General features: G+C 73.7%; 17 protein-coding genes. 11 read left to right on the top strand and 6 right to left on the bottom strand.

The genetic code is table 11. The features are described from left to right. Positions 1–25: 25 nt before the first annotated feature. Positions 26–802 (top strand): SDR family NAD(P)-dependent oxidoreductase, encoded by a 777-nt coding sequence (locus tag CP982_RS15010; protein ID WP_150511006.1) that lies wholly within the window; start codon positions 26–28, stop codon positions 800–802. Between the two features lie 96 nt (positions 803–898). Next, entirely contained in the window at positions 899–1831 is a 933-nt protein-coding gene (locus tag CP982_RS15015; protein WP_150511007.1) for an oxidoreductase, read from the top strand. Between the two features lie 12 nt (positions 1832–1843). Here CP982_RS15015 and CP982_RS15020 read toward each other — a convergent pair whose 3' ends face one another. Then, the gene (locus tag CP982_RS15020) at positions 1844–2428 is read right to left on the bottom strand and encodes a hypothetical protein (protein WP_229879544.1); all 585 of its coding nucleotides are present in this window, start codon (positions 2426–2428) and stop codon (positions 1844–1846) included. Between the two features lie 223 nt (positions 2429–2651). Between CP982_RS15020 and CP982_RS15025 the strand changes: the two genes are divergently transcribed. The 4 genes from CP982_RS15025 (at position 2652) to CP982_RS15040 (ending at position 7686) form a co-directional block, all read left to right on the top strand. Then, positions 2652–4511 carry an APC family permease gene (locus CP982_RS15025; RefSeq protein WP_150511008.1) on the top strand — a complete coding sequence of 620 codons (1860 nt, stop codon included), beginning with the start codon at positions 2652–2654 and terminating at the stop codon, positions 4509–4511. Between the two features lie 134 nt (positions 4512–4645). Then, positions 4646–5905, top strand: a complete 1260-nt coding sequence (locus CP982_RS15030; protein ID WP_184925011.1) for an ABC transporter substrate-binding protein — start codon at positions 4646–4648, stop codon at positions 5903–5905. Continuing rightward, the gene (locus CP982_RS15035) at positions 5902–6846 is read left to right on the top strand and encodes a carbohydrate ABC transporter permease (RefSeq protein WP_229879545.1); all 945 of its coding nucleotides are present in this window, start codon (positions 5902–5904) and stop codon (positions 6844–6846) included. The genes CP982_RS15030 and CP982_RS15035 overlap by 4 nt, the downstream gene beginning before the upstream one ends. Before the next feature lie 3 nt (positions 6847–6849). Beyond that, entirely contained in the window at positions 6850–7686 is an 837-nt protein-coding gene (locus tag CP982_RS15040) for a carbohydrate ABC transporter permease (protein ID WP_150511009.1), read from the top strand. A 21-nt stretch (positions 7687–7707) separates the two neighbouring features. Here the strand turns inward: CP982_RS15040 and CP982_RS15045 are convergent, their stop codons facing one another. Then, the gene (locus tag CP982_RS15045) at positions 7708–9240 is read right to left on the bottom strand and encodes an alpha/beta hydrolase (protein WP_229879547.1); all 1533 of its coding nucleotides are present in this window, start codon (positions 9238–9240) and stop codon (positions 7708–7710) included. 188 nt (positions 9241–9428) lie between these two features. Here CP982_RS15045 and CP982_RS15050 point away from each other — a divergent pair, with 188 nt between their 5' ends. Continuing rightward, on the top strand, positions 9429–12167 hold the full coding sequence (locus CP982_RS15050; RefSeq protein WP_150511010.1) for an AfsR/SARP family transcriptional regulator: 2739 nt from the start codon (positions 9429–9431) through the stop codon (positions 12165–12167). Positions 12168–12316: 149 nt separating this feature from the next. Continuing rightward, entirely contained in the window at positions 12317–13036 is a 720-nt protein-coding gene (locus CP982_RS15055; protein ID WP_150511011.1) for a DUF4232 domain-containing protein, read from the top strand. A 133-nt stretch (positions 13037–13169) separates the two neighbouring features. On the opposite strand, the gene ppdK is transcribed toward CP982_RS15055, so the two are convergent. Next, on the bottom strand, positions 13170–15896 hold the full coding sequence (gene ppdK / locus CP982_RS15060) for a pyruvate, phosphate dikinase (protein ID WP_150511012.1): 2727 nt from the start codon (positions 15894–15896) through the stop codon (positions 13170–13172). Between the two features lie 455 nt (positions 15897–16351). Continuing rightward, positions 16352–17602: an ROK family transcriptional regulator gene (locus tag CP982_RS15070; protein WP_150511014.1), complete on the bottom strand. Its 1251-nt coding sequence runs from the start codon at positions 17600–17602 to the stop codon at positions 16352–16354. A gap of 172 nt (positions 17603–17774) precedes the next feature. Here CP982_RS15070 and CP982_RS15075 point away from each other — a divergent pair, with 172 nt between their 5' ends. Together CP982_RS15075 and CP982_RS15080 are read left to right on the top strand one after the other, a co-directional pair. After that, positions 17775–19289: an MGH1-like glycoside hydrolase domain-containing protein gene (locus CP982_RS15075; RefSeq protein WP_308294304.1), complete on the top strand. Its 1515-nt coding sequence runs from the start codon at positions 17775–17777 to the stop codon at positions 19287–19289. Further along, positions 19282–21255 carry an amylo-alpha-1,6-glucosidase gene (locus tag CP982_RS15080; protein WP_150511015.1) on the top strand — a complete coding sequence of 658 codons (1974 nt, stop codon included), beginning with the start codon at positions 19282–19284 and terminating at the stop codon, positions 21253–21255. Before CP982_RS15075 ends, CP982_RS15080 begins: the two co-directional genes overlap by 8 nt. Before the next feature lie 11 nt (positions 21256–21266). On the opposite strand, the gene dusB is transcribed toward CP982_RS15080, so the two are convergent. Continuing rightward, positions 21267–22418, bottom strand: a complete 1152-nt coding sequence (dusB, locus tag CP982_RS15085) for a tRNA dihydrouridine synthase DusB (protein ID WP_150511016.1) — start codon at positions 22416–22418, stop codon at positions 21267–21269. Between the two features lie 107 nt (positions 22419–22525). Continuing rightward, complete coding sequence (locus CP982_RS15090) at positions 22526–23428, bottom strand: helix-turn-helix transcriptional regulator (RefSeq protein WP_150515495.1); 903 nt, start codon at positions 23426–23428, stop codon at positions 22526–22528. 107 nt (positions 23429–23535) lie between these two features. Here CP982_RS15090 and CP982_RS15095 point away from each other — a divergent pair, with 107 nt between their 5' ends. Next, positions 23536–24993, top strand: coding sequence for an MFS transporter (locus CP982_RS15095; protein ID WP_229879549.1), 1458 nt, complete (start codon positions 23536–23538; stop codon positions 24991–24993). Positions 24994–25010 lie beyond the last annotated feature (17 nt).

A 25010-nucleotide genomic window follows, 5' to 3' on the forward strand; every position in this document is an offset into this window, starting at 1 on the left:
CGCGCCCGCCCCAGAGGAGTCCGCCATGCCCGTCGCCCCCCGCAACCGCTTCGCCGGCCGCACCGCCCTCGTCACCGGCGGCGGCTCGGGCCTCGGCCGCGCCGTCGCGCTCGCCCTCGCCGCCGAGGGCGCGAACGTGGTCGCCGCGGGGCGCTCGCAGGCCCCGCTCAAGGAGACCGTCGCCCTGATCGAGGAGGCGGGCGGCACGGGGCTCGCGCACGCCGCCGACGTCACGAGCGCCGCCGAGGTCCAGGCCCTGGTGCGGGCCGCCGTCGACCGCTTCGGCTCGCTCGACGTGGCGGTGAACAACGCGGGCGTCTTCAAGGGCGGCGCGCCCGTCGCCGACCTCTCCGAGGACGACTGGCGCACACTGCTCGACGTCAACGTCAGCGGCGTGCTGTTCGCCCTCCAGGCCCAGGTGCGCCAGATGCGCGAGCAGCCGGGCGGCGGCGCCATCGTGAACATCGCCTCCAACCTGGGCGCCCACAAGCGCCGTCCGGGCATCGCCGGATACGTCGCCTCCAAGGCCGCGGTGTCCGCCCTGACGCGCGCGGCCGCCCTGGACCACATCCAGGACGGCGTGCGCATCAACGCCGTGTCCCCCGGCGCGTCCGCCACCTCCATGTCGCTGCGGCCCGGCGAGAGCGAGGCGGAGCGCGCCGCGCGCATGCGGAACGAGTCGCCGCTCGGCCGGGTCGTGGACGCGGCGGAGATCGCGGCCGCGGTGCTGTACCTGGCCTCGGACGACGCGGCGTCGGTGGTGGGCACCGACCTGGTCGTCGACGGTGGCGCCTCTTCCTGACGGGGGCGTCTCGCGGGCAATCGGCCTGCGGCCTCGTCCTCAAACGCCGGACGGGCTTGATACCCCTCGTACCCGTTCCGGCGTACGCTCGGCCGCATGGGATGGACCGCCGCCGACATACCCGATCTGACCGGACGCGAAGCCGTGGTCACCGGGGCCAACAGCGGGCTCGGCTACTGCACCGCGCGGGAGCTGGCCCGGCGGGGCGCGCGGGTGGTGCTCGCCTGCCGCAGCGAGACGCGCGGCGCCGAGGCCCTCGACCGGCTGATCTCCGAAGTGCCGTCCGCCGACGCGGTGGTGCACCCGCTCGACCTCGGAGACCTCGGCTCCGTACGGGAGTTCGCGGAGCGCGCCGACCGCGAGCGCGGCGGGCGGCTCGACCTGCTCGTCAACAACGCGGGCGTGATGGCCCTGCCCCACCGCCGCACCGCCGACGGGTTCGAGACGCAGTTCGGCGTGAACCACCTCGGCCACTTCGCGCTCACCGGGCTGCTCCTGCCGCGGCTGCTGCGGACGCCCGGCGCCCGCGTCATCACCGTGTCCAGCATGTTCCACCTGCTGTCGAACGTGGACATGCGCGACCTCAACAGCGAGCGCCGCTACCGCCGCTGGCTCGTCTACGGACGCTCCAAGTCCGCGAACCTGCTGTTCACACACGAGCTGGCGCGCCGCGTCGCGGCCACGGGGGCGGACGTCGTCGCGGCCGCCGCGCACCCCGGCTACGCCTCGACGAACCTCCAGGCGGCCGGGGCCAAGATGGAGGGCCGCAAGGCGGCGGAGGCGGCGGCCGCGCTCGGCAACCGCCTGATCGCCCAGTCCGCGGAGGCCGGGGCGCTCCCCACCCTGTACGCGGCCACGGCGCCCGGCGTCCGCCCGGACTCCTTCACCGGGCCCCGCTTCCTCAACTGGCGCGGCGCCCCCGCCCCGTCCCTGCGCGCGAAGTGGACCCGCGACGACCGGGCCGCCGTACGGCTGTGGAAGGCGTCGGAGGAACTGACCGGCGTGCGGTACGAGGCCCTCAAGGCCTGACGCACCGCCGTGTCAGCGCAGGCCCGACGCCTCGAAGACCGCCTTCGCGCGCTTGCCGTCCACCCGGGCCGTGAGCCGGGCCAGCTCCGTCACCCCGCAGCGCAGCAGCCCTGACGCCCTGGCGACGCGGGCTCCCGCGTCCAGGCGGTGCAGCAGCAGCGGGTTCTCGGCCAGGACCCTCGGGTCGAACTCCACCCGGTGGCCGAGCGAGTCGCACAGGACGAGCCGGGCGGCGACGGTCTCACTGACGTGGACGCTGGTCAGCAGGTTCGTGCACACGTGCCGCCGCCGCAGCGGGCCGCGCACCGCGAGCCAGCCGGGGCCCGCCGTGACCCGCACCGGGTGCAGGATCACGTACAGGAGCGCCGCGAGCGCCGCCCACACACCGGCGCGGAGCGCGCTCAGCGTGCCCGCGCCCAGGTCGACGAGGATGATCAGGACGAGCAGGGCGAGGGAACAGAAGACGGCGGCCCGCAGGTCGGCCCCCCAGCGGCGGTCGCTCACCACCTCGTCCCGCGTCGGCATCCGGTGCCCGCGCGTCCCCCCACGGACCGCGGCGCGGTGCGCCGAGGCCCGCGTCCTCCAGTCAAGTCCCATGGGCCGCACCGTAGAGCGGCCCCGCGGGCCCGGACGCGCTGTTGACGTACCGCATACACATTCATGCCACACCTTGACGCAGGGCTGACAGCCCTCCTTAACAACTCGTCAAGAAGCCGCTCGCCCCCGCCAAGGAGCCGCCAAGAAGTGCCGCCGGACCCGCCCGGCGCGCTGACGCTGAGGTCAGCCGCGCATTGGCCATCCCGTTCGAAAGGCACACACCATGACGACCGTCTCCGAGCGCCCCGGCGCCCCGGCCATCGAGGAGCCCCCCGATACCGGTTCCGGCGTCACGGACCCGGGCGACCGTCACCGCCTCACCGCGCTCCAGGGGCTCGCCGCCCTCTCCCTGGACGCCATGGCCTCCGTCGCCTACGGGCCCGAGGCCATCGTGCTCGTCCTCGCCGCCGCCGGCGGCTACGGCCTCGGCTTCACCCTGCCGGTGACCCTCGCGATCGCCGGTCTCCTGGCCGTCCTGGTCGCCTCCTACCGCCAGGTCATCGCCGCCTTCCCCGACGGAGGCGGCTCCTACGCGGCCGCGAAGGCGCACCTGGGCCGCCGCTCCGGCCTGGTCGCGGCCGCGTCCCTCGTCCTCGACTACGTCCTGAACGTGGCCGTCGCCGTGACCGCCGGTGTGGCCGCCCTGACCTCCGCCTTCCCCGAGCTGTACGGCGACAGGCTGTGGCTCTGCCTGGGCGTCCTGGTCCTGATCACCGCGGTGAACCTGCGCGGCATCGTCGACTCGGCGCGGGTGTTCATCGTGCCGACCGCCGTGTTCGTGGGCGCCGTCCTCACCATGGTCGCCGTCGGCCTGTTCCGCGACGGGCCCGTCTCCACCGAGGCCGCCTCCGGGCACGCCTCCGCCCTCGCCGACAACGCCACCACGGTCGGCGCGCTGCTCCTCCTGAAGGCCTTCGCCTCCGGCTGCTCGGCCCTCACCGGCGTGGAGGCGATCGCCAACGCCGTGCCGTCCTTCCGCGCTCCGCGCGTCAAGCGGGCCCAGCACGCGGAGGTGGCGCTCGGCGCGCTGCTCGGCGTGATGCTGATCGGCCTGTCCGTCCTGATCTCCCGCTTCGGGCTCCAGCCCGTCGAGGGCGTCACCGTGCTCGCCCAGCTCACGGACGCCTCGCTCGGCCACAACTGGGCCTTCTACGTGGTGCAGTTCGCCACGATGGTCCTGCTCGCCCTGTCCGCGAACACCTCCTTCGGCGGGCTGCCCGTCCTGATGAGCCTGCTGGCCCGGGACAACTACCTGCCGCACGTGTTCGCCCTCAAGGCCGACCGGCAGGTCCACCGCCACGGCGTGCTCGCGCTCGCCGTCGCGGGCGCGGCCCTGCTGGTCTTCTCCGGCGGCGACACCAACACCCTGGTGCCGCTCTTCGCGATCGGCGTCTTCGTCGGCTTCACGCTCTGCCAGACCGGCATGGTGCTCCACTGGCGCGCGGCGGGCAAACCCGCGAAGGCCTTCCTGAACGGCTTCGGCGCGGTCCTCACCGGCGTCTCCGCGATCGTTGTCACGGCCACCAAGTTCACCGAGGGCGCCTGGCTGATCGTGCTCGCGCTGCCCGCGATCGTGTGCGGCTTCGAGGTCGTGCACCGGGCGTACGGGCGCATCGGCGAGGACCTCGGCCTCGGCCGCGTCCCCGAGGCGCCGCACCGCGACCACTCCCTGGTGGTCGTGCCGGTGTCCGGCCTCTCCCGGCTCACCTGCGAGGCGCTCAACGCCGCCGTGTCCCTGGGCGACGAGGTCCGCGCCGTCACCGTCACGCACGACGACCCCGAGGACCGCGCGGCCACCGCGTCCCTGCGGCGCGACTGGGAGCTGTGGAACCCCGGCGTCGACCTGGTGGAACTCCCCTCGGCCGCGCGCACGGTCGGCCGGCCCGTCGCCGAGTACGTCCGCAAGGTGTACCAGTACCACCCCGGCACCCGGGTCACCGTCCTCATCCCCGAGGTCGAGCCCGCGCACCTGTGGCAGCGGCTGCTCCAGAACCAGCGCGGCGCCGTCCTCGCCCACGCGGTCCGCCGCGACACGGACGCGGTCATCTGCCGCCTCCGCTTCCGCCTGGCCGCAAGGCGCTGACCGGGCGCCGGACGGGCTTTCCCGCGCCTGCGCCCAAGGCAAACACACGGCCGCAATACGCCTGTCGTAATCCCCCTGCATGGTTGATCGTTGGGCCGGACACGTACCCGTCGATCCACGCAGGGGGACACGTCATGACCATCAGTCGCAGGACACTGCTCGGCGCGGGCGCGGGGCTCGGCCTGCTCACCGCGTGCGGGTCCAACACCGGGCGAGACGGCGGCGGTTCGGGTGGCAAGGGGCCGCGGCTCTCGCACTGGTACCACCAGTACGGGGAGGCGGGCGCCGAGCAGGCGGTCAAGCGGTACGCGGCCGCGTACCGCGAGGCGGACGTCGCGGTCCAGTGGCGTCCGGGGAACTACGACGAGCAGACCGCCGCCGCGCTCCTGACCACGTCGGGCCCGGACGTGTTCGAGGTCAACGGGCCGAGCCTGGACCAGATCCGGGGCGGCCAGGTCGTGGATCTGACGGACCTGTTCGACGGGGTGCGGGACGACTTCAACCCGGTGGTGCTCGCGCCCAAGACCCACGACGGCCGGATCTGGGCGGTCCCGCAGGTCGTCGACGCGCAGCTGCTGTACTACCGCAAGAGCCTCCTGGACGACGCGGGCGTCGAGCCGCCGCGCACGCTCGACGCGCTCGTCGACGCGGCGCGGAAGCTGACCACCAAGAAGACCAAGGGGCTCTTCCTCGGCAACGACGGCGGCGCGGGCGTCCTCGGCGGCACCCCCCTGTACGCGGCGGGCCTGAGCCTGGTGACCGACGACGGCAAGGTCGGCTTCGACGACCCGGCCGCCGCCCGCGCGCTCGCCAAGGTGCGCGAGCTGTACGCGGCGAAGGCACTGCTGCTCGGGGCGCCGTCGGACTGGTCCGATCCGTCGGCGTTCGTGCAGGGACTCACGGCCATGCAGTGGTCGGGCCTGTGGGCGCTGCCCGCCGTGCGGAAGGCGCTCGGGGACGACTTCGGGGTGCTCGCGTTCCCGGCGGACGGCGCGGCCGGGAAGCCCGCCGTGCCGGTGGGCGCGTACGGCGCGGCCGTCAGCGCCCGCAGCAAGCACAAGGACGCCGCCAAGGACTATCTGAAGTGGCTGTGGGTCGACAAGACCGCGTACCAGCGGGACTTCGCGCTCAGTTACGGCTTCCACATCCCCGCCCGGCTCTCCCTTGCGAAGAAGGCCGACGCGCTCGCCGAGGGTCCGGCCGCCGACGCCGTACGCTTCTCCACCGAGAACGGCCACGCCGAGCCGCTGCTGTGGACGCCCGCCAGCCGCGTCGCCTACCAGGACGCGCTCAGCCGGATCATCAAGTCCGGCGCGAACCCGGAGAGCGAGCTGCGGTCCGTGGTGCGCAAGGTGTCGGCGGAGCTGGACCGCGTGCGGAAGAAGTCCGCGTGAGCGGCCGAGGCCCGGGCCTGGCGCGGCGGCTCGCCGGGCCGCAGAACCGCAACCTGTGGTTCTGGGTGTTCGTCGGCCCCTTCGCGCTCGGCCTGCTCGTCTTCACGTACGTCCCGCTCGGCTGGAGCGTCTACCTCAGCTTCTTCGACGCCCACAACACCGTCTCGCCCACGGATTTCGTCGGCTTCGACAACTACACGTCGATGCTGAAGAACGACGCGTTCACCGACAGCCTGTGGACGTTCGCCGTGTTCACGGCCTTCATCGTGCCGACGACGTTCGTCCTGTCCCTGTCGCTCGCGTTGATGGTGAACCGCTTGCGCCGTGCGCAGGCGTTCTTCCGGTCGGTGTTCTTCCTGCCGGCGGCGTGCAGCTATGTCGTGGCCGCTCTGATCTGGAAGATGTCGATCTTCAACGGGGTGCGGTTCGGGCTCGCGAACACCGTGCTCGGCTGGTTCGGCGCCGACCAGACGGCATGGCTGTCGACCACGGACCCGCCCTGGTACTGGCTGGTGATCGTCACCGTACGCCTGTGGCTCCAGGCGGGGTTCTACATGGTCCTGTTCCTGGCCGGGCTCCAGCGGATCTCGCCCACCCTGTACGAGGCGGCCGCCGTGGACGGCGCCCGGCCCGGCTGGCAGGTGCTCCGCCACATCACGCTGCCGCAGCTGCGCGCCACGTCCGTCGCCGTGGCGCTGCTCCTGGTCATCAACGCCTTCCAGGCCTTCGACGAGTTCTACAACCTGCTCTCCGACGCCCGCGGCTACCCACCGTACGCCCGGCCGCCGCTGGTCTACCTCTACTACACGGCGCTCGGCCAGGGGCAGAACCTCGGCCTCGGCAGCGCGGGCGCGGTGCTCCTCGCCCTGATCATCGCGGTGGTGACGGTGGGGCAGGCCCGCTGGTTCGGGCTCGGCCGCGGCGACGAGAAGGGAGCCTGAGACATGCACGACGCCTGGGTGCGCGTGGGCCGGGCCCTGCGCCTGGTCCTGCTGATCGCCCTCGCCCTGCTCTTCCTGGTGCCGTTCTACCTCCTGGTGCGCAACGGGCTCGCCTCCGAGGAGGACATCACCTCGCCGGACTGGACGTTCTTCCCGTCCACCCTGCGCTTCTCGAACGTCACCGAGCTGTTCCGGGACTCGACGGTGCCCATGGCCCGCTCCCTGCTCAACTCGGCGCTGATCGCGGTCCTGACGACCCTCGGCACGCTCCTGATCGCCTCGCTCGCGGGCTACGGCCTGGCCCGCATCCCCTACCGCTACGCCAACCACGTCTTCTACGCGATCCTCGCCACGCTGATGGTCCCGGCCGCCGTCACCTTCGTACCGAGCTTCGTGCTCGTGTCGTCGCTCGGCTGGGTCTCGACGCTGCGCGGCCTGATCGTGCCGACCCTGTTCTCGGCGTTCGCCTGCTTCGTCTTCCGCCAGTACTTCCTGGGCTTTCCCCGGGAGCTGGAGGACGCGGCGCGCGTGGACGGGCTCGGCTACTGGCGCACGTACTGGCGCGTGGTGGTGCCGAACACGCGACCGGTGTTCGCGGCCGTCGGCACCATCGTCTTCATCGGCGCCTGGAACTCCTTCCTGTGGCCGCTGGTGATCGGCCAGGACCGCGAGGCGTGGACGGTCCAGGTGGCGCTCTCCTCCTTCAGCACCTCGCAGGTGATCCGGCTGCACGAGCTGTTCGTCGCGGCCGCGGTGTCGATCCTGCCGCTGCTCGTGGTGTTCCTGTTCTTCCAGCGGTGGATCGTGGCGGGGGTGGAGCGGTCGGGCATCGACGACTGACCGGCCCACCCCCGCGGCGCGCTAGAAGGCGTTCGGCGCGGCCCCGGCGCGGCGCTGCCCGGGCGTGACGCGGCACGTCACGTCCTTGGCCGGGAGCTTGCCGGTGGCCAGGTAGCGCATGGACGGGTTCTCCGCGCACGGGTAGCGGTGCTCGCCGAAGAGGACGCCGTGGCCCTCACCCTCGTCGACGGTGATCATCTTCGAGCCCTTGAGGAGCCGGTGCATGTTCCGCGCGCCCGAGAGCGGGGTCTGCGAGTCCCACTCGTTCTGTACGAGGAGCAGCGGGACGTCGTTGCCGACCTTGGTCGCGGGCTCGGCGCCCTTCGGCCAGAACGCGCACGGCACGATGCCGGACGTGAAGTCCCCGTACAGCGGGTAGCGGACGGCGTCGCGCACGGAGTCGCGGTAGTACGTCTCCGGGTCGCGCGGCCAGGGCGCGTCGGAGCACACCACGGCGAACTGGGCGGCGAGTTCGTTGTCCGTCACCGGCTCGGCGGCCGGGCCGGACACGGTGGCGCCCCCGGCGGCGCGCTTCAGCGCCCGCACCAGCTCGGCCCCGCCGCGGACGCCGAAGAACTCGGGCCGGGCGAGGTTCCGCACCCCGGCGCCGTCGAGCTTCTCGCCGTCGACCACGATCGGCTCGCGGTCGGCCCGCTCCACGATCTTCCAGAAGGTCCGCTGGACCTGCGCCGGGGAGGTGCCGAGGTGGTACGTCGCGTCGCGCTCGGCGGTCCACTTCGACCAGCGCTCGAAGGCCGCTCCGACCTCCTCCGACCAGATGCGGAACATCCCCCGCCACATCCGCTCCGGGTCGACGGCGCTGTCGAGGAGCACGCGGTCCGCGCGCTTCGGGAACAGCTGGGTGTAGACGGCGCCGAGCGCGGTGCCGTAGGAGACGCCGTAGTAGGAGAGCTTCTTCTCGCCCACGGCCGCGCGCATGATGTCCATGTCCCGCGCGGTGTTGCGGGTGTTGATGTACGGCAGCACGCCGCGGTTCTTCGTCTCGCACTTGTCCGCGACCGTCCTGGCCCACTTCACGTTCCGGTCGAACTCGGCGCGCGAGCGGGTGGGACGCGGGAAGCGCTGCTCGGCGCCGGTGAGCCCACAGCTCAGCGGCGAGCTCTTGCCGACCCCGCGCGGGTCGAAGCCGAGCAGGTCGTACTTTTCGAGGACGGCCTCGGGCAGCCCCTCGGACGCCTCCAGGGGCAGGTCGAGCCCCGGGCCGCCGGGCCCGCCCGGGTTGAAGGTCAGGACGCCGTGGCGCTTGCCGGGCTTGCTCGTCTGCACCCGGGAGACCGCGACCTTGAGGGTCCTGCCCTTCGGCGCGCTGTAGTCGAGCGGCACCTTGAGCGTCGCGCACTGGAACTTCGCGGGCTTGTCGGCCGCGCATCTCTTCCAGGTGAGCTTCTGTTGGGTGAACCGCGAGAGGTCGCGCGCCTCGGGGGTGCCGGGCGCGGCCACCGCCGGGCCCGCCGCCAGCGAGGGTGCGAGGGTCGCCGTCAGGCCGAGCGCGAGCAGCGGCACGACGAGACGTCGCGATGCGGAGTGAGCCACGTAGAGCTCCCTTCGTTCGTGTGGACGTACCGCACTGTGGGACGCGAACACGGGCACATCGCCTCCGCCCGCAGCGCGGAGAACGCGTCAAAGGTGGCCTGAACGCGGCCAACCGGCGCAAGCGGAGCGGCGGCGGCCCCTTCGATAAACTGACCGCTTTCCCCTGGACGGTCTGGAAGGGTGCGCACGTGGAGTTCCGGCTGCTCGGAGCGGTGTCCGTCGGCACCGAGGCCGGTGAGCTGCACCTCGGTCCCGCCAAGCGGCGCAGCCTGCTCGCCGCCCTGCTCCTGCGGCCCAACCGCCCTGTTCCGGTGGAGCAGCTGACCGCCACCCTGTGGGAGGACGAGCCGCCGCCGCGCGCCCGCAGCGTCATCCAGGGCCATGTGTCGCGGCTGCGGAGCCTGCTGGCCGACGCGGGCGCCGAGGTGTTCGGGGTCGAGCTGGTCACACGGGGCGCGGCCTACGTCCTGCGGATGCCGGAGTCACTGCTCGACGCGCACCGCTTCGAGGAGCTGGTGACGCTGGCCCGCGAGCAGCGCGCGCCGGGCGACGCCGTGGCCATGTACGAGGAGGCCCTGTCGCTGTGGCAGGGGCCCGCGCTGACCGGCGCCTACCCGAGCCCGCCGCTGCTCGCCGCGGCGCACGCACTCGAAGAGCTCCGGCTCGCCTCCGTGGAGCTGCTCGCCGCGGCCTACGCGCGCCGGGGCGAGCACCAGCGGGCGGCGGCCGTGCTGCGCGCGGAGGCCGAGGACCATCCGCTGCGCGAGTCGCTCTCGGCCGCGCTGATGCGGGCGCTCCAGCGGGCGGGGCGCCGCTCGGAGGCGCTCGACTGGTTCCACCGCACCCGGCGGCTGCTCGCGGACGAGCTGGGCGTGGACCCGGGCCGCGAGCTCGCGGACGCCTACGGGGCGGCGCTGCGCGGGGCGGACGAGAGCGACGGCACCGGTGACGGCGGCGCGCGCACCGCCCCGCCCGCGCCCCCGGCCGTCCCTTCCCCGCCGCCTGCCGCCGCCCCGCTCGTCGACCTGCTGCCCCGGGTCCCGCGCGGCTTCCACGGGCGCGCCGCCGAACTCACCGCGCTGTCCCGCGCCGCCGCGGGCGAGGCGCCCGTGTGTCTGGTGACCGGGCCCGCGGGCGTGGGCAAGACGGCGCTCGCCGTGCACTGGGCGCACCGCGAGCGCGCCGCTTTCCCCGGCGGTCTGCTCTACGCCGATCTGCGCGGCTTCAGCGACGCGGGCGAGCCCGACCACCTCGAAGTGCTGCGCGAGTTCCTCCTCGCGCTCGGCGTCGCGCCGCGCCGGATACCGGAGTCGGCCGGGGGCGCCTCCGCCCTGTACCGCTCGCTCGCCGCCGACCGCCAGCTCCTCGTCGTCCTCGACAACGCGCGCGACTCCGCGCAGGTCAGGGAGTTGCTGCCGGGTGGCGCCCGCTGCGTCACGGTGGTCACGAGCCGGTACCGGCTGCGCGGCCTGATCGCCTCGGACGCGGCCCGGCCTGTGCCGGTGGGCGTCCTCGGACCGGACGACGGCACGGCCCTGCTCGCCGCCGTCCTCGGCGAGGAGCGGGTGCGCGCGGAGGCGGTGGCCGCCCGGCGCCTGGCCGAGCTGTGCGGCGGGCTCCCGCTCGCGCTGCGGGTGGCCGCCGCCCGGCTCGCGGACCAGCCGGACTGGTCCCTGGGCGCGATGAGCGCCGAACTGTCCGACGAGTCGCGCCGCCTGGGCCTGCTCGACGTGGAGGACACCGGCGTACGGGCGGCGCTGCGCCTCACCGTGCGCCGCCTCCCCGAGGACGTGGCGCACCACTTCGCCCATCTGGGCCGCCACCCGGGCACGCACGTCGACCGGTTCGCGGCCGCCGCCCTCGCGGGCACCGATCCGCAGGCGGCCGAGGCCGCCCTGGAGCGCCTGGCCGCGGCCCATCTCGTCACCCGCTCCGCGCCGGGGCGCTGGTCGCTGCACGATCTCGTACGGCTCTACGCGCGCGGCCTGGACGCCGGGCCCGACGCGGTCCCCCGGGTGCTCGACCACCACGTGGCCACCGCCCTCGCCGCGGTCGCCGCGGCCGAGCCCGGCGAGGAGGCCTGCTTCGACCTGCCCGCGGACTTCCACCGGCCGCCCGCCGTACGGGAGTTCGGCGGCCGCGAGGAGGCCATGGCCTGGTACGCGGCCGAGCGCGAGGACCTCACCCTCGCGGTGGCCGCGGCGCGCGCCGCCGGGCTGCACGGCAGGACCTGGCGGCTCGTGCTCGCGCTGTGGCCGCACATCGTGTGGCGGCACCGGGACGGCTGGGCGCCGCTCCTCCAGACGGCCCTTGAGGCCGCGCGGGCCGACGCCGACGCCCGGGCCGAGGCGCGGGTGCGGGCCCTGCTCGGCTGGGTCCTCGCCGAGGAGGGCCGCACCGGCGACGCCCTGGTCCATCTGGAGGCCGCCACCGAGCTGGCCGCGCGGGCGAAGGACGTGCCGGGCGAGGCGACGGCCCTGGTCAACCTGTCGCTCGTCCAGGCAGCCCTCGGCGACCCGGAGGAGGCGGCGGAGGGCTGTCTGCGGGCGGCCGGCCTCGCGCGCGAAGTCGGGGACCGGCACACCGAGCGCCTGGCCCTGCACCACCTGGCCCGCCACCTCTTGGTCCTCAAGCAGTGGGGACCGGCCCTCGACACGGCCACCGCCGCCCTCGCCGTCGACATCCCCGCGCAGGCCTCGGCGGCGTCGCGGGTGCTGCTCCTCACCGCGGCGGGGGAGGCCCTGATCGGCCTGGGCGAGGAAGCGGAGGGTGTCCGGCGCCTCGACACCGCGGCGCGGGAAGCGGAAGCGTCCGGCTTCGACGAGGGCGCGGTCGGGGCGCTCGGCGCGCTGCTGCGCTTCTCGGCGGACGTGGGCCTGCGGGCCCGCTACGACACGGCGGTCATGCGGCTCACGGCCCGGTCCTGAGCAGCGGTCGCAGGGCCGCGGCGGCGCGTCAGCGGGACGTAAGCCGGGCGCAAGCGGAACGCCAGCGGGGGCGGCAAGAGTGGTGTCCACACCGGGGGTGACTCCCCGGGGACCACACAGACCGGCACCACCGCACTGGGGGAACCACCATGCGTACGTCGCGCATCCGCACCACCGCCCTGGCCGCCGCGGCCACCGCCGCCCTCGCCGTGTCCCTGACGGCCTGCGGCAGCTCGGACGACAACGGCGCCGGGAAGACCGAGGTCAGCACGGTCGGCAAGGCCACGGCCGACAAGACCACGGAGAAGCCGGGCACGTCGGACGGCTCGGACGGGTCGAACGGATCGGACCAGGCCGGGCCGTCCCGCTCCGCTTCGGGCTCGGCCGCGCAGGGCTCCGGCGCCTCCGGCACCACCGTCGAGGCCACGCGCTCCACGAGCGTCCGGCAGTGCGACGGCACCGAGATGTCGTACTCCGTCCTGCACCGCTTCGCCAAGCAGCGCGGCGAGCACCTGCTGATCACCGCGACGAACGCCGACGCCAAGCCGTGCTGGGTGGCCTCGTACCCCTCGGTGATGCTCGGGAAGAGCGCGAACGTCCTTCCCCACGCGTCCAAGGACGCCCCGGGCGGCACCGACCGCATCACGGTCAAGCCCGGCGGCAAGGTCTACTCCGCCGTGAACCTCTTCACCGGCGGAGGCCGGAGCCAGACCTCGGCGGACCTCTCCCTCGCGCTGCGCGACCGCACCGGCGACACCGGCCCCGGCACCGACCAGCAGGCCTTCGACGCCAAGGGCGCCCCGTCGAAGTTCACCTGGTCCAGCGCCGACGTCACCAACTGGAACACGGCCAAGCCGTACGACTTCTGAGACCTGCCCGGACACCCCCCAGTCCCGGGCAGCGAAGGGGCGGCACCCCGCACAAGGTGCCGCCCCTTCATCGTGGACCGGGGCCGCCGCCGCATCGGTTGAGGGTCGGGGACACGGCGACGGACCCGGGGCTCTACCGGTGGTCGCTGCCCTGGGCCTGGGAAGCGGCGCGGCCCGCTTCGAGGCGCGCGACCGGGATGCGGAAGGGCGAGCAGGACACGTAGTCGAGGCCGACCTCGTGGAAGAAGTGCACCGACTCCGGGTCGCCGCCGTGCTCGCCGCAGACGCCGAGCTTGATGTCGGGGCGCGTGGCCCGGCCCGCCTCGACGGCGCTGCGCACGAGGGAGCCGACGCCGTCCTTGTCGATGGTCTCGAAGGGGCTGACGCCGAAGATGCCCTTCTCCAGGTACGCCGTGAAGAACGAGGCCTCCACGTCGTCGCGGCTGAAGCCCCACACCGTCTGGGTGAGGTCGTTCGTACCGAAGGAGAAGAACTCCGCGGCCTCGGCGATCTGACCGGCGGTCACGGCGGCGCGGGGCAGCTCGATCATCGTGCCGAGCGCCAGCTTGAGGTGGACGCCGGTGGCGGCCTCGACCTCGGTGATGACCTTCTCGGCGTCCTCGCGGACGATCTCCAGCTCCTGGACGGTGCCGACCAGCGGGATCATGATCTCGACGCGCGGGTCGCCCTTGGCGTTCTTGCGCTCGGCGGCGGCCTCCGCGATCGCCCGGACCTGCATGGTGAACAGGCCGGGGATGACCAGGCCGAGGCGGACGCCGCGCAGGCCCAGCATCGGGTTCTGCTCGTGCAGGCGGTGCACGGCCTGGAGCAGCCGCAGGTCGTTCTCGTTGGCGTCCTTGCGGGACTCGGCGAGCGCGACGCGGACCGACAGCTCGGTGATGTCGGGCAGGAACTCGTGCAGCGGCGGGTCGAGCAGGCGGACGGTGACGGGCAGGCCGTCCATCGCCTCGAAGAGCTCGACGAAGTCCTGCTTCTGCTGCGGGAGCAGGGCCTTCAGGGCCTCCTCGCGCTCCTCGTCGGTGTCGGCGAGGATCAGCTTCTCGACCATCTCGCGGCGCTCGCCGAGGAACATGTGCTCGGTGCGGCACAGGCCGATGCCCTGCGCGCCGAAGCGGCGGGCGCGCAGCGCGTCCTCGGCGTTGTCGGCGTTGGCGCGCACCCGCAGACGGCGCTTGCCGTCGGCGAAGGCCATGATGCGGTGCACGGCCTGGACCAGTTCGTCGGCGTCGTCGGCACCGGCGTGCATGCGGCCCTCGAAGTACTCGACGACCGGGGACGGCACGACCGGGACCTCGCCCAGGTAGACCTTGCCCGTGGAGCCGTCGATGGAGACGACGTCGCCCTCCTCGACGACGGTGTCGCCGACCGTGAGGCGGCGGCGCTTGGTGTCGACCTCCAGGTCCTCGGCGCCGCAGACACAGGTCTTGCCCATGCCGCGCGCGACGACGGCGGCGTGCGAGGTCTTGCCGCCGCGCGAGGTCAGGATGCCCTCGGCGGCGATCATGCCGTCCAGGTCGTCGGGGTTGGTCTCGCGGCGGATCAGGATGACCTTCTCGCCGGAGCGCGACCACTTGATGGCGGTGTAGGAGTCGAAGACGGCCTTGCCGACGGCGGCGCCGGGCGAGGCGGCGATGCCCCGGCCGAGCTGCTCGACCTTGGCCTCGTCGTCGAAGCGCGGGAACATCAGCTGCGCGAGCTGCGCGCCGGTGACGCGCTGGAGCGCCTCGGCCTCGGTGATCAGGCCCTGGTCGACGAGCTGGGTCGCGATGCGGAAGGCCGCGCCCGCGGTGCGCTTGCCGACGCGGGTCTGGAGCATCCACAGCTGCCCGCGCTCGATGGTGAACTCGATGTCGCAGAGGTCCTTGTAGTGGGTCTCCAAGGTCTCCATGATCTGCATGAGCTGGTCGTACGACTTCTTGTCGATCTGCTCCAGATCGGCGAGCGGGACGGTGTTGCGGATGCCCGCGACGACGTCCTCGCCCTGCGCGTTCTGGAGGTAGTCGCCGTAGACGCCCTGGTGGCCGCTCGCGGGGTCGCGGGTGAAGGCCACGCCCGTGCCCGAGTCCGGGCCGAGGTTGCCGAAGACCATGGAGCAGACGTTGACGGCGGTGCCCAGGTCGTGCGGGATGCGCTCCTGGCGGCGGTAGAGCTTGGCCCGGTCGCCGTTCCAGGAGTCGAAGACCGCCTTGATGGCGAGGTCCATCTGCTCGCGCGGGTCCTGCGGGAAGTCGCGGCCCGCCTCGGTCTTGACGAGCTTCTTGAACTTGGTGACGAGCTTCTTGAGGTCGGCCGCCTCCAGATCGGTGTCGACCGTGACCTTCTTGGCCTCCTTGGCCTTCTCCAGGGCGTCCTCGAAGAGGTCGCCCTCGACGCCGAGGACGGTCTTGCCGAACATCTGGATGAGCCGGCGGTAGGAGTCCCAGGCGAAGCGCTCGTCGCCCGCCTGCTTGGCGAGGCCCTGTACGGACTTGTCGGAGAGCCCGATGTTGAGGACCGTGTCCATCATGCCGGGCATGGAGAACTTGGCGCCCGAGCGGACCGAGACGAGCAGCGGGTCGTCGGCCTGGCCGAGCTGCTTGCCCATCTTCTTCTCGAGGGCGTCCAGGTGCGCGCTCACCTCGTCGCGCAGCGCCACGGGCTCCTCGCCGCTGTCGAGGTAGACCTTGCAGGCCTCGGTGGTGATGGTGAAGCCCGGAGGGACGGGAAGACCCAGGTTGGTCATCTCGGCGAGGTTCGCACCCTTGCCACCGAGGAGGTCCTTGAGGTCCTTGTTGCCCTCGGTGAAGTCGTAAACGAACTTCACGCCCTGAGCTACGTGGGGATCTTTGTTTTCCGACACGGGTCTCGACTCCTCGAGGACGCGGCTGCCCTGACGGCGAGGAACATACCCAGATCGAAGGCGTCTGGGTACGTCCACTTGTGGGTCATGCGGTCGCAACCACCCGTGTGCCAGCAGATCGAAAGTAACGCGCGAGTAATGATCTTGACGGGAGTGAGTTCACCTCTTGAAGTCATAAGTGCGCAGCGTGACGTCAGCCCCTCGCCTTGACTACGCGGCGTGGCAATTTGATCGATCGTTTGAAGTGTCAACGCGTGGCACTCAGTGCCACCCCTTGGAAAGGTGCAGCGGGGCAAGATCCGCTCATCTGAGCGCAAGGCCTATCAGGGGTGGCGAGAATCACGCCCTCACATGCCAAAGTTTTGGCATCTGAGCGGCCCTCGGCTCACCCGAGAGCGAAACGGGGAGCAAAACGGAGAGCGTGACGGAGAGGGTCGGGGCACCCCGTGCCCGGCTCAGAAGCCGAGGGCCGCGAGCCGCTCCTCCGCCCGCTGCGGCGCGTAGAGGTGCTCCACCACCAGGGCCCCCGCCCCGGTCACGGCCGCCCGCTCGCCGAGCCGCGAGGTGACGATCTCCAGATGGGCGGTGGAGCGGGGCAGGGCCCGCTGGTAGAGCAGTTCCCGCACGCCTGTCAGGAAGGGCGTTCCGGCCAGATCTCCCGCGATCATCAGAACGCCGGGGTTGAGGAGCGTCACGACCGTGGCGAGCACCTCGCCGACCCGCTGCCCCGCCTCGCGGGCGAGCCGCACCGCCTCCGGGTGCCCGGCCGCGAGCAGCTCCGCCACGTCGGAGCCGGAGGTCACCGCCGCGCCGGAGGGCGCGGGCACGCCCGCCGCCGCGAGCCGCCCGGCGAGCGCGCGCCCGCTGGCCACCGCGGCCAGACAGCCGTACGAGCCGCACCGGCACAGGGCGGATTCGCTTCCGGGCACCCACGGCACCCGTATGTGCCCGATGTCGCCCGCGCCGCCGTCCACGCCCCGGTACACGGAGCCGTCCACGACGACGCCCGCGCCGATCCCGGTGGAGACCTTGACCAGGGCGAAGGCCGAGCAGTCGGGGTAGGCGGCGCGCTGCTCCCCGTACGCCATGAGGTTGGCGTCGTTGTCGACGAGGACCGGCACCCGGGCGGAGCCGCCCGTGCGCGCGGCGAAGGAGCGGCCAAGCCGGGCTCTTATGTCGTAGCCGTCCCAGCCGGGCATGATCGGCGGCTGCACCACGCGGCCCGTCTCGCTGTCCACCGGGCCCGGCACGGCGAGGCCGATGCCGCAGACCGAGCGCGCGGCGCCGTCGCCCTCGCGCAGCAGCGCGGCGAACCGGACGCCCAGCTCGTCCAGGACCCGCTCCGGGCCCTCGTCCACCCGCAGGGGCCCGGTGTGCTCGGCGAGGACGTCCCCGGTGAGGGTGAGCAGGGCCGTGCGGGCGTGCCGGGTCTCCAGGCCCGCGGCGAGGACCACGGCGTGCGCGTCGTCGAACTCCAGGCGGGCGGCGGGGCGGCCGCCGAGCGGGGAGCCCACCGGGGCGGCGGTGCCCTCGCGCAGCCAGCCCGCGCGGAAGAGGCGGTCGAGGCGCTGGCCGACCGTGGCCCGGGAGAGGCCCGTGACCTGCTGGAGGGCGCCGCGCGTGGTGGCGCGGCCGCTGCGCACGAGGTGCAGCAGGTCGCCCGCGCTCGCCTGGGCGGCCCCGCGCACCGGGGTCCCGTTCCTCATGGCCACTCCTCGTCTCCTGCTCCCCGTCTACCCATGTCCGCCCTTGCGCGCGTCAACTCGACGTTACATATTGGGTTTTGCGTGTTAAGTAGACGTAACCCTAGGGTGGAAACAGCCGAACTGACAGCCTGTGGGCACGGCGTGCGCCGACTCCGGGCTGAGGGAGAGACGCGTGGACCGCACCACCACGGGCGCCGCGGTGACGGCGCAGGTCTCCCCGGCGGCCGCTGGCCGGGCCGACCGGGCGACGACCGGCGCGCCGGCGCCGAAGACCACCGCCGACGCGGGCGCCAGGGGCGACCCGGACCCCTTACGCACGGCCGCCGCCCGGGTCCTGCACACCAACTGGACCGGCGCCTCGACCGTCCCGTCCCGCGGCCTCTACCCCCACCAGTGGTCCTGGGACTCCGCGTTCATCGCGATCGGCCTGCGCCATCTTTCGCCGCTGCGCGCCCAGGTGGAGCTGGAGACGCTGCTGCGCGCGCAGTGGGCCGACGGCCGCGTCCCGCACATCGTGTTCAACCCCTCCGTACCGCTGGACGCGTACTTCCCCAGCCCCGACTTCTGGCGCTCCGCCACCGCGGGGCGCGCGGCGGGCGCGCCGGGCGGCGTGCAGACCTCCGGCATCGTGCAGCCGCCGGTGCACGCCCTCGCCGCCTGGCTGGTGCACCTCGCCGACCCCGGTCTTTCCCGGGCCCGCTCCTTCCTCGCCCGCGTCCATCCGCGCCTCGCGGCCTGGCACCGCTTCCTGCTGCACCGGCGCGACCTCGGCGGCGCGGGGCTCGCCGCCGTCGTCCACCCCTGGGAGCAGGGCATGGACAACAGCCCCTGCTGGGACGTCCCGCTGAGCCGCGTCCCGCCCGCGCGGCCGCGCACCTTCCGCCGCGCCGACCTGGACCACGGCTGCCCGCGCGACCGGCCGACGGACCTCGACTACGGCCGGTACGTACGGCTCGCCACGGACTACCGCGACCGGGGCTACGGCGCCGCCGACCGCGGACCCCACGAGCACCGCGGCGACTTCGCCGTCGAGGACCCGGCCTTCAACGCCCTCCTGATCGCGTCCGAGCACGCCCTCGCCCGGATCACCGGCGAGCTCGGCGTCGCCGCGACGGCCCGGCACGAGCGCGCGGAGCGGCTCACCCGGGTGCTTGTGGAGCGGCTGTGGGACCCGGCGTCCGGCATCTTCCGGTGCCGCGACCTGCGGGCCGGGCCCGCGGAAGGGGCTCCCGTGGCCGAGCGGGGGATCACCGGGCTCGTCCCGCTGCTGCTGCCGGGCCTGCCGGGCGACGTCGTCGCCGCCCTGGTGCGCACCGCGTGCGGCCCGCACTTCGAACTCGGCGGCCGGACCCGGCTCGTGCCCAGCCACGACCTGCTGAGCCCGGCCTTCGACGCCCGCCGCTACTGGCGCGGGCCCGCCTGGATCAACACCAACTGGCTGTTCGAGCGCGGCCTGCGGCTGCACGGCGAGCGGGCGCGGGCCGACGCCCTGCGCACGGCGCTGCTCGACGTGGCGAGCGCCTCCGGCTTCTCCGAGTACGTGGATCCGTACACGGGGCGCGGCTTCGGCACCCGCGGCTTCAGCTGGAGCGCGGCACTGGCACTCGATCTGCACCTGGACGCGGACCACGCGTCGGCACACCACACAGCGGGGTCTTGCGGGAGCGAGAGGGCTCGACATGACTGACCGGCACCAGCACCACCTGCTCGTACGCGGTACGACGTTCGCGGCCGTGGGCCCCGGCGGCGACATCCGCGGCGTCCCGGGCGGCGGCTCCCCCGACGGCCTCTTCGTGCGCGACGCGCGGCATCTGAGCCGCTGGCAGCTGACCGTGGACGGCGCGGTGCCCGAGGTCCTGAGCCCCGCCGGGGGCGGGGACGTGGCGCGCTGTGTGCTCGTGCCGCGCGGCGGCCGTCAGGAGCCGCCCGCGTACACGCTCTTCCGCGAACAGGCCGTCACCGACGGCACGCTGGTCGAGGCGGTGCGGATCACCAGCAACCGCCCGGTGCCGACGACGCTGCGGCTCGCCCTGACCGCCGACGCCGACTTCACCGACCAGTTCGAGCTGCGCGCGGACCACCGTACGTACGCGAAGCCGGGCGCGGTCCGGTCCCGGCGGGTCCTGGAGCCGACTGGCGGCGAGGACGAACGGGGCCCCGGCGGCATCGAGTTCGCCTACCGCCGCGGGGACTGGCTGGCCCGCACCACCGTGACCGCCGAGCCCGCCCCTGACGCCGTCGAGGAGACGGGCACCGGGGCGCGCCGGCTCGTCTGGGCGCTCGAACTGGCCGCGCACGCCTCCGCCGAGCTGGCCCTGACCGTCGCGGCGGCACCGCACGGCGCGCCGCCGCTGCCGCCCCCGCCCGCGTCGCCGGGCGCCGCCATCACCCAACTCTCGGCCACTCAGCGGGAGTTCACCGCCGATGTGCCGCTGCCGCCCGCCTGGCCCGAGCTGGCCGCGGCGTGCACGCGCGGTCTTTGCGACCTCGCCGCGCTCCAGGTGCCCGCGCGCGGCCCCGACGGCGAGGAGCTGCGCGTTCCCGGCGCCGGGGTTCCCTGGTTCCTCACCCTGCTCGGCCGTGACGCGCTGTTGACCTCGCTCTTCGCGCTGCCGTACCTGCCGCGGCTCGCCGCCGCGACGCTGCCCGCGCTCGCCGCGACACAGGCCACCGCGGCCGCCGACGGACGGGCCGCGCAGCCCGGCAAGATCGTGCACGAGGTGCGCCACGGCGAGCTGGCGCACTTCGACCAGGTCCCGTACGCGCGCTACTACGGCTCCGTGGACGCGACGCCGCTCTTCCTCGTGCTGCTCGGCGCGTACACCGAGCGGACCGGTGACACCGCTCTCGCCCGTCGCATGGCGGGACACGCGCGCGCCGCCGTCGGCTGGATGCTCGACCACGGCGGGCTCACCGCGCGCGGCTACCTCGTCTACCGCGCCGACGAGGGCGGGCTCGCCAACCAGAACTGGAAGGACTCCCCCGGCGCGATCTGCGGCGCCGACGGGGACCGGCCGACCGGGCCCGTCATGGCCGCGGGGGCCCAGGGCTACGCGTACGACGCGCTGCGGCGGACGGCGTGGCTCGCCCGGGCCGTCTGGGGCGACGCCGTCTACGCGGACCTGCTCACCCAGGCCGCCGCCGACCTGCGGGACCGCTTCCAGCGGGACTTCTGGATGGCCGGGCGCGGCTTCCCCGCGCTCGCCCTCGACGGCGAGGGGCGGCAGGTGGACGCCCTCGCGTCCGACGCGGGGCACCTGCTGTGGTCCGGGCTCCTCGACAAGGAGTACGGCGAGGCGGTGGGGCGGCGCCTCCTCGAACCCGACTTCTTCTCCGGCTGGGGCGTGCGCACGCTGGCCTCCGGGCAGGGGGCGTACCACCCGCTCTCCTACCACCGGGGCTCGGTGTGGCCCCACGACAACGCGCTCATCACGCTCGGGCTCTCCCGCTACGGGCTCCACGACGAGGCCCGGGCCGTGGCCCACGCGCTTGTGGACGCGGCGAGCACGGCCGGTGGGCGGCTGCCCGAGGTCCTGGCCGGCTACGAACGCGCCGCGTACCCGGAGCCGGTCCCCTACCCCCACGCCTGCGTCCAGGAGTCCCGCTCGGCGGCGGCCCCGTTGGCCCTGCTGACCGCGGTGACGGGCGGCTAGGCCCGCGGGTGTCAGCCGCCCGAGGTGTCCAGTTCGGCGTCCTCGGAGACGCCCGCGCAGTCGTAGGGGTCGCGGAGCCATCCGTCCGGCAGGACCACCCGGTTGTTGCCGGAGGTCCGCCCGCGCGGCCCGTCCGCCCCGTCCGGCCACCCCTGGTCCAGGTCCAGCTCGTCCAGCCCGCCCCGCAGCTCGGCGAGGGACGACGTGACGGCGAGCCGCTTGCGCATCTCGGAGCCGACCGAGAAGCCCTTCAGGTACCAGGCCACGTGCTTGCGGAAGTCGATGACGCCCCGCGCCTCGTCCCCGATCCACTCGCCGAGGAGCGCGGCGTGCCGGACCATGACGTCGGCGACGGTCCGCAGCGTGGGCCGGGCCAGGTCCTCCGTACGGCCTTCGAAGGCCGCCACCAGGTCGCCGAACAGCCACGGCCGCCCGAGGCAGCCGCGCCCGACGACGACGCCGTCGCACCCGGTCTCGGACATCATCCGCACGGCGTCCGCCGCGGACCAGATGTCGCCGTTGCCGAGGACGGGGATCTCCGGGACGTGCTCCTTGAGGCGGGCGATCGCGGACCAGTCCGCGGTGCCGCCGTAGTGCTGCGCGGCCGTCCGCCCGTGCAGGGCGATCGCGGTGACGCCCTCCTCGACGGCGATGCGCCCGGCGTCCAGGTACGTGATGTGGTCGTCGTCGATGCCCTTGCGCATCTTCATCGTGACCGGCAGGTCGCCCGCCCCGCTCACGGCCTCCTTCAGGATCGCGCGCAGCAGGTGGCGCTTGTACGGCAGCGCGGAGCCGCCGCCCTTGCGCGTGACCTTGGGGACCGGGCAGCCGAAGTTCAGGTCGATGTGGTCGGCGAGGTCCTCCTCCGCGATCATGCGGACGGCCTTGCCGACGGTGGCCGGGTCGACGCCGTACAGCTGGATCGAGCGCGGCTTCTCGCTCGCGTCGAAGTGGATCAGCTGCATGGTCTTCTCGTTGCGCTCGACCAGCGCGCGCGTGGTGATCATCTCGCTGACGAAGAGGCCCTTGCCGCCGCTGAACTCCCGGCACAGCGTCCGGAACGGCGCGTTCGTGATCCCCGCCATGGGCGCGAGCACGACGGGCGGCTGCACCACGTGGGGACCGATCGACAGCGTCGACGGCGAGGGCTGCGGCTGGGACATCGGGCGGCTCTCCGGAAACGTACGGGACTCTCGATGAGGAGCGGGCAAGCATCCATTGTCCCTCAGGCCGCGACCGGCCGGTCCCGGGCCCGCCTCCGGGCCGCCCCTCAGCCCGCGCCCGGCCCGTCCGCCAGCTCCGCGAGCCGCTCAAGGCGCTCCTCGGTCGCGTCGTCGGCGGGCACGTACGCGACGAGGCGGTACGCCTGTGACTCCGGGGTCAGCCACATGGTGCGGTGCTCCAGGCTGAGCAGCCCCACCTCCGGGTGCGCATAGCGCTTGACGTGCGGCGACGTCGTGCCGAGCTCGTGCCGACGCCACAGCTCGCGGAACTCCGCCGACTCCTTGAGCAGCCCGTCGAGCCGCTCCTTCCAGGCGGGCTCGGCCACGTGCTCGGCCATGCCCGCGCGGAACTTCGCGATCAGGTCGCGCAGCGTCTCTTCGCGGTCGAGGCAGATCTCCCGCCAGCGCCTGCTGGTGATGAGCAGCCACAGGCAGTTGCGCTCCCGCTGCGGCAGCTCGGCGAGGTCGCCGAAGACCTGCGCGAAGGGGCGGTTGTGCGCGAGGACGTCGTAGCGGGCGTTCTGGAGGGTCGCCGGGTACGGGGCGATGCGGTGCATCAGGCGCAGGGCGGTGCCCGTGACGATGGGGCACTCGGTCTCGGGGCGCGGGTCGACGGCACCCGCGAGCGCGAAGAGGTGGACCCGCTCGGTCTGGTCCATGAGCAGCGCGCGGGCGATGGCGTCGAGGACCTGGGCGGAGACGCGGATGGGCCGCCCCTGCTCCAGCCACGTGTACCAGGTGACGCCCACCGCGGAGAGGTGCGCGACCTCCTCGCGGCGCAGTCCCGGCGTGCGCCGCCGGGGGCCGCGCGGCAGGCCCGCCTGCTCGGGCGTGATCCGCTCGCGGCGGCTGCGCAGGAAGGCGGCGAGCTCTTGTCTGCGGGTGGCGTCGTCCGTGGCGGGGCCCGTGTCCGTGGCGGGGCCCGTGGGCGTCAGCGGCTCTGCGGTCATGGTCACGCTCCCAGCGTCGCGCAGCCCGCGTCCCGTTGCCAGGTGCGTCTACTACCAGGATAAAGACACTCTGGTACCCGTCTCGGCGACCGCCCATCGTCGTATCCGTGACTCGTACAACGACTCCTCCGACGACCCGCACGACGCCTGCGGCCAGGGCCGCCACGGCCCTGGCCGCGGCCCCCGCGCTCAGCGCTCTTGGCCTGTTCGCCCTCCTGCTCGGCACGTCCCTGCCGAGCACCGACTTCTTCATCGTCAACGTCGCCCTGCCCGCCATCGAGCACGACCTGGACGCCTCGCCCGCCGCCCTGGAGATGGTCGCCGCCGGGTACGCCGTCGCGTACGCCGTGCTCCTTGTGCTCGGCGGCCGGCTCGGGGACGCGTACGGGCGCCGCCGACTGTTCCTGTGGGGCGTCGCCGGTTTCGGGATCACCTCCCTGGCCTGCGGCGTCGCCCCAGACGCCTGGTCGCTCGTGGCGTTCAGGGCCGCGCAGGGCGCCACGTCCGCGCTGATGCTGCCGCAGGTGCTCGCGACCGTCCACGCGACGACGCGCGGCGAGCGGCGGGCGCGGGCCGTCGCCCTGTACGGGGCGGTGAGCGGGCTCGCGATGGTGCTCGGGCAGGTGCTCGGCGGGGTCCTGGTGTCCGCGGACATCGCGGGCACCGGCTGGCGCATGGCGTTCCTGATCAATGTGCCGGTCGTCGTGCTCGCGTGGCCGCTCGCGCTGCGGTCGGTGCCGGACAGCCGCGCCGAGCAGCCCAAGCGCGGTGACGTCGGCGGCACGGTGCTGCTTGCCGCCGCGCTGATCGCGCTGCTGCTTCCGCTGACCGAGGGCCGCGCGGCGGGCTGGCCGCTGTGGGCGGTCCTCGCCCTCCTGGCCTCGCCCCTGCTGATCTGGGCGTTCGCCCTCGTGGAGCGGCGCGCGGAACGCACCGGGGGCAGCCCGCTGCTGCCCCTGTCGCTGCTGCGCGAGCCCGGGGTCGCGCGGGGCCTGCTGATCGGCGTGCCGATCTTCATCGGCTTCAGCGGCTTCATGTTCGTCAGCGCCGTGACGCTCCAGGAGGGGCTCGGCTACAGCGCCCTGAAGGCGGGCCTGACCCTGATCCCCATGGGCGTCGCGCAGTTCACGGCCTCGATGCTGCTGCCCCGGGTCATGAACCGGCTCGGCAGCCGCGCGCTCACCCTGTGCGCCCTCGTGCACGGCGCGGGCCTGGTCGTGCTCGCCGCCACCGTCCTGTGGGCCCCGTGGTCCGCGCTCACCCCGCTGACGCTCGCCCCCGGTCTGCTCCTGTGCGGCTTCGGCCAGGGCATCCAGCTGCCGCTGTACTACCGGATCCTGCTGTCGTCGATCCCCGCCGAGCGCGCCGGGGCGGGCAGCGGGCTCGGACAGACCGTCCAGCAGTCGGGCATCGCCGTCGGCGTCGCCACGCTCGGCTCGCTGTTCCTGGCCCTGGAGCCCGGGGCGGGCATGCGCGACGCGTTCGCGCTCGTGCTCGGCGTGCAGCTGGTGGGGCTGCTGGCGCTCGCCGTCCTGAGCCTCCGGCTGCCGCGCGCGCTGGGCTGAGCCGGGGCGCGGCTCTC

It is taken from the genome of Streptomyces spectabilis (assembly GCF_008704795.1).
GTDB lineage: Bacteria > Actinomycetota > Actinomycetes > Streptomycetales > Streptomycetaceae > Streptomyces > Streptomyces spectabilis.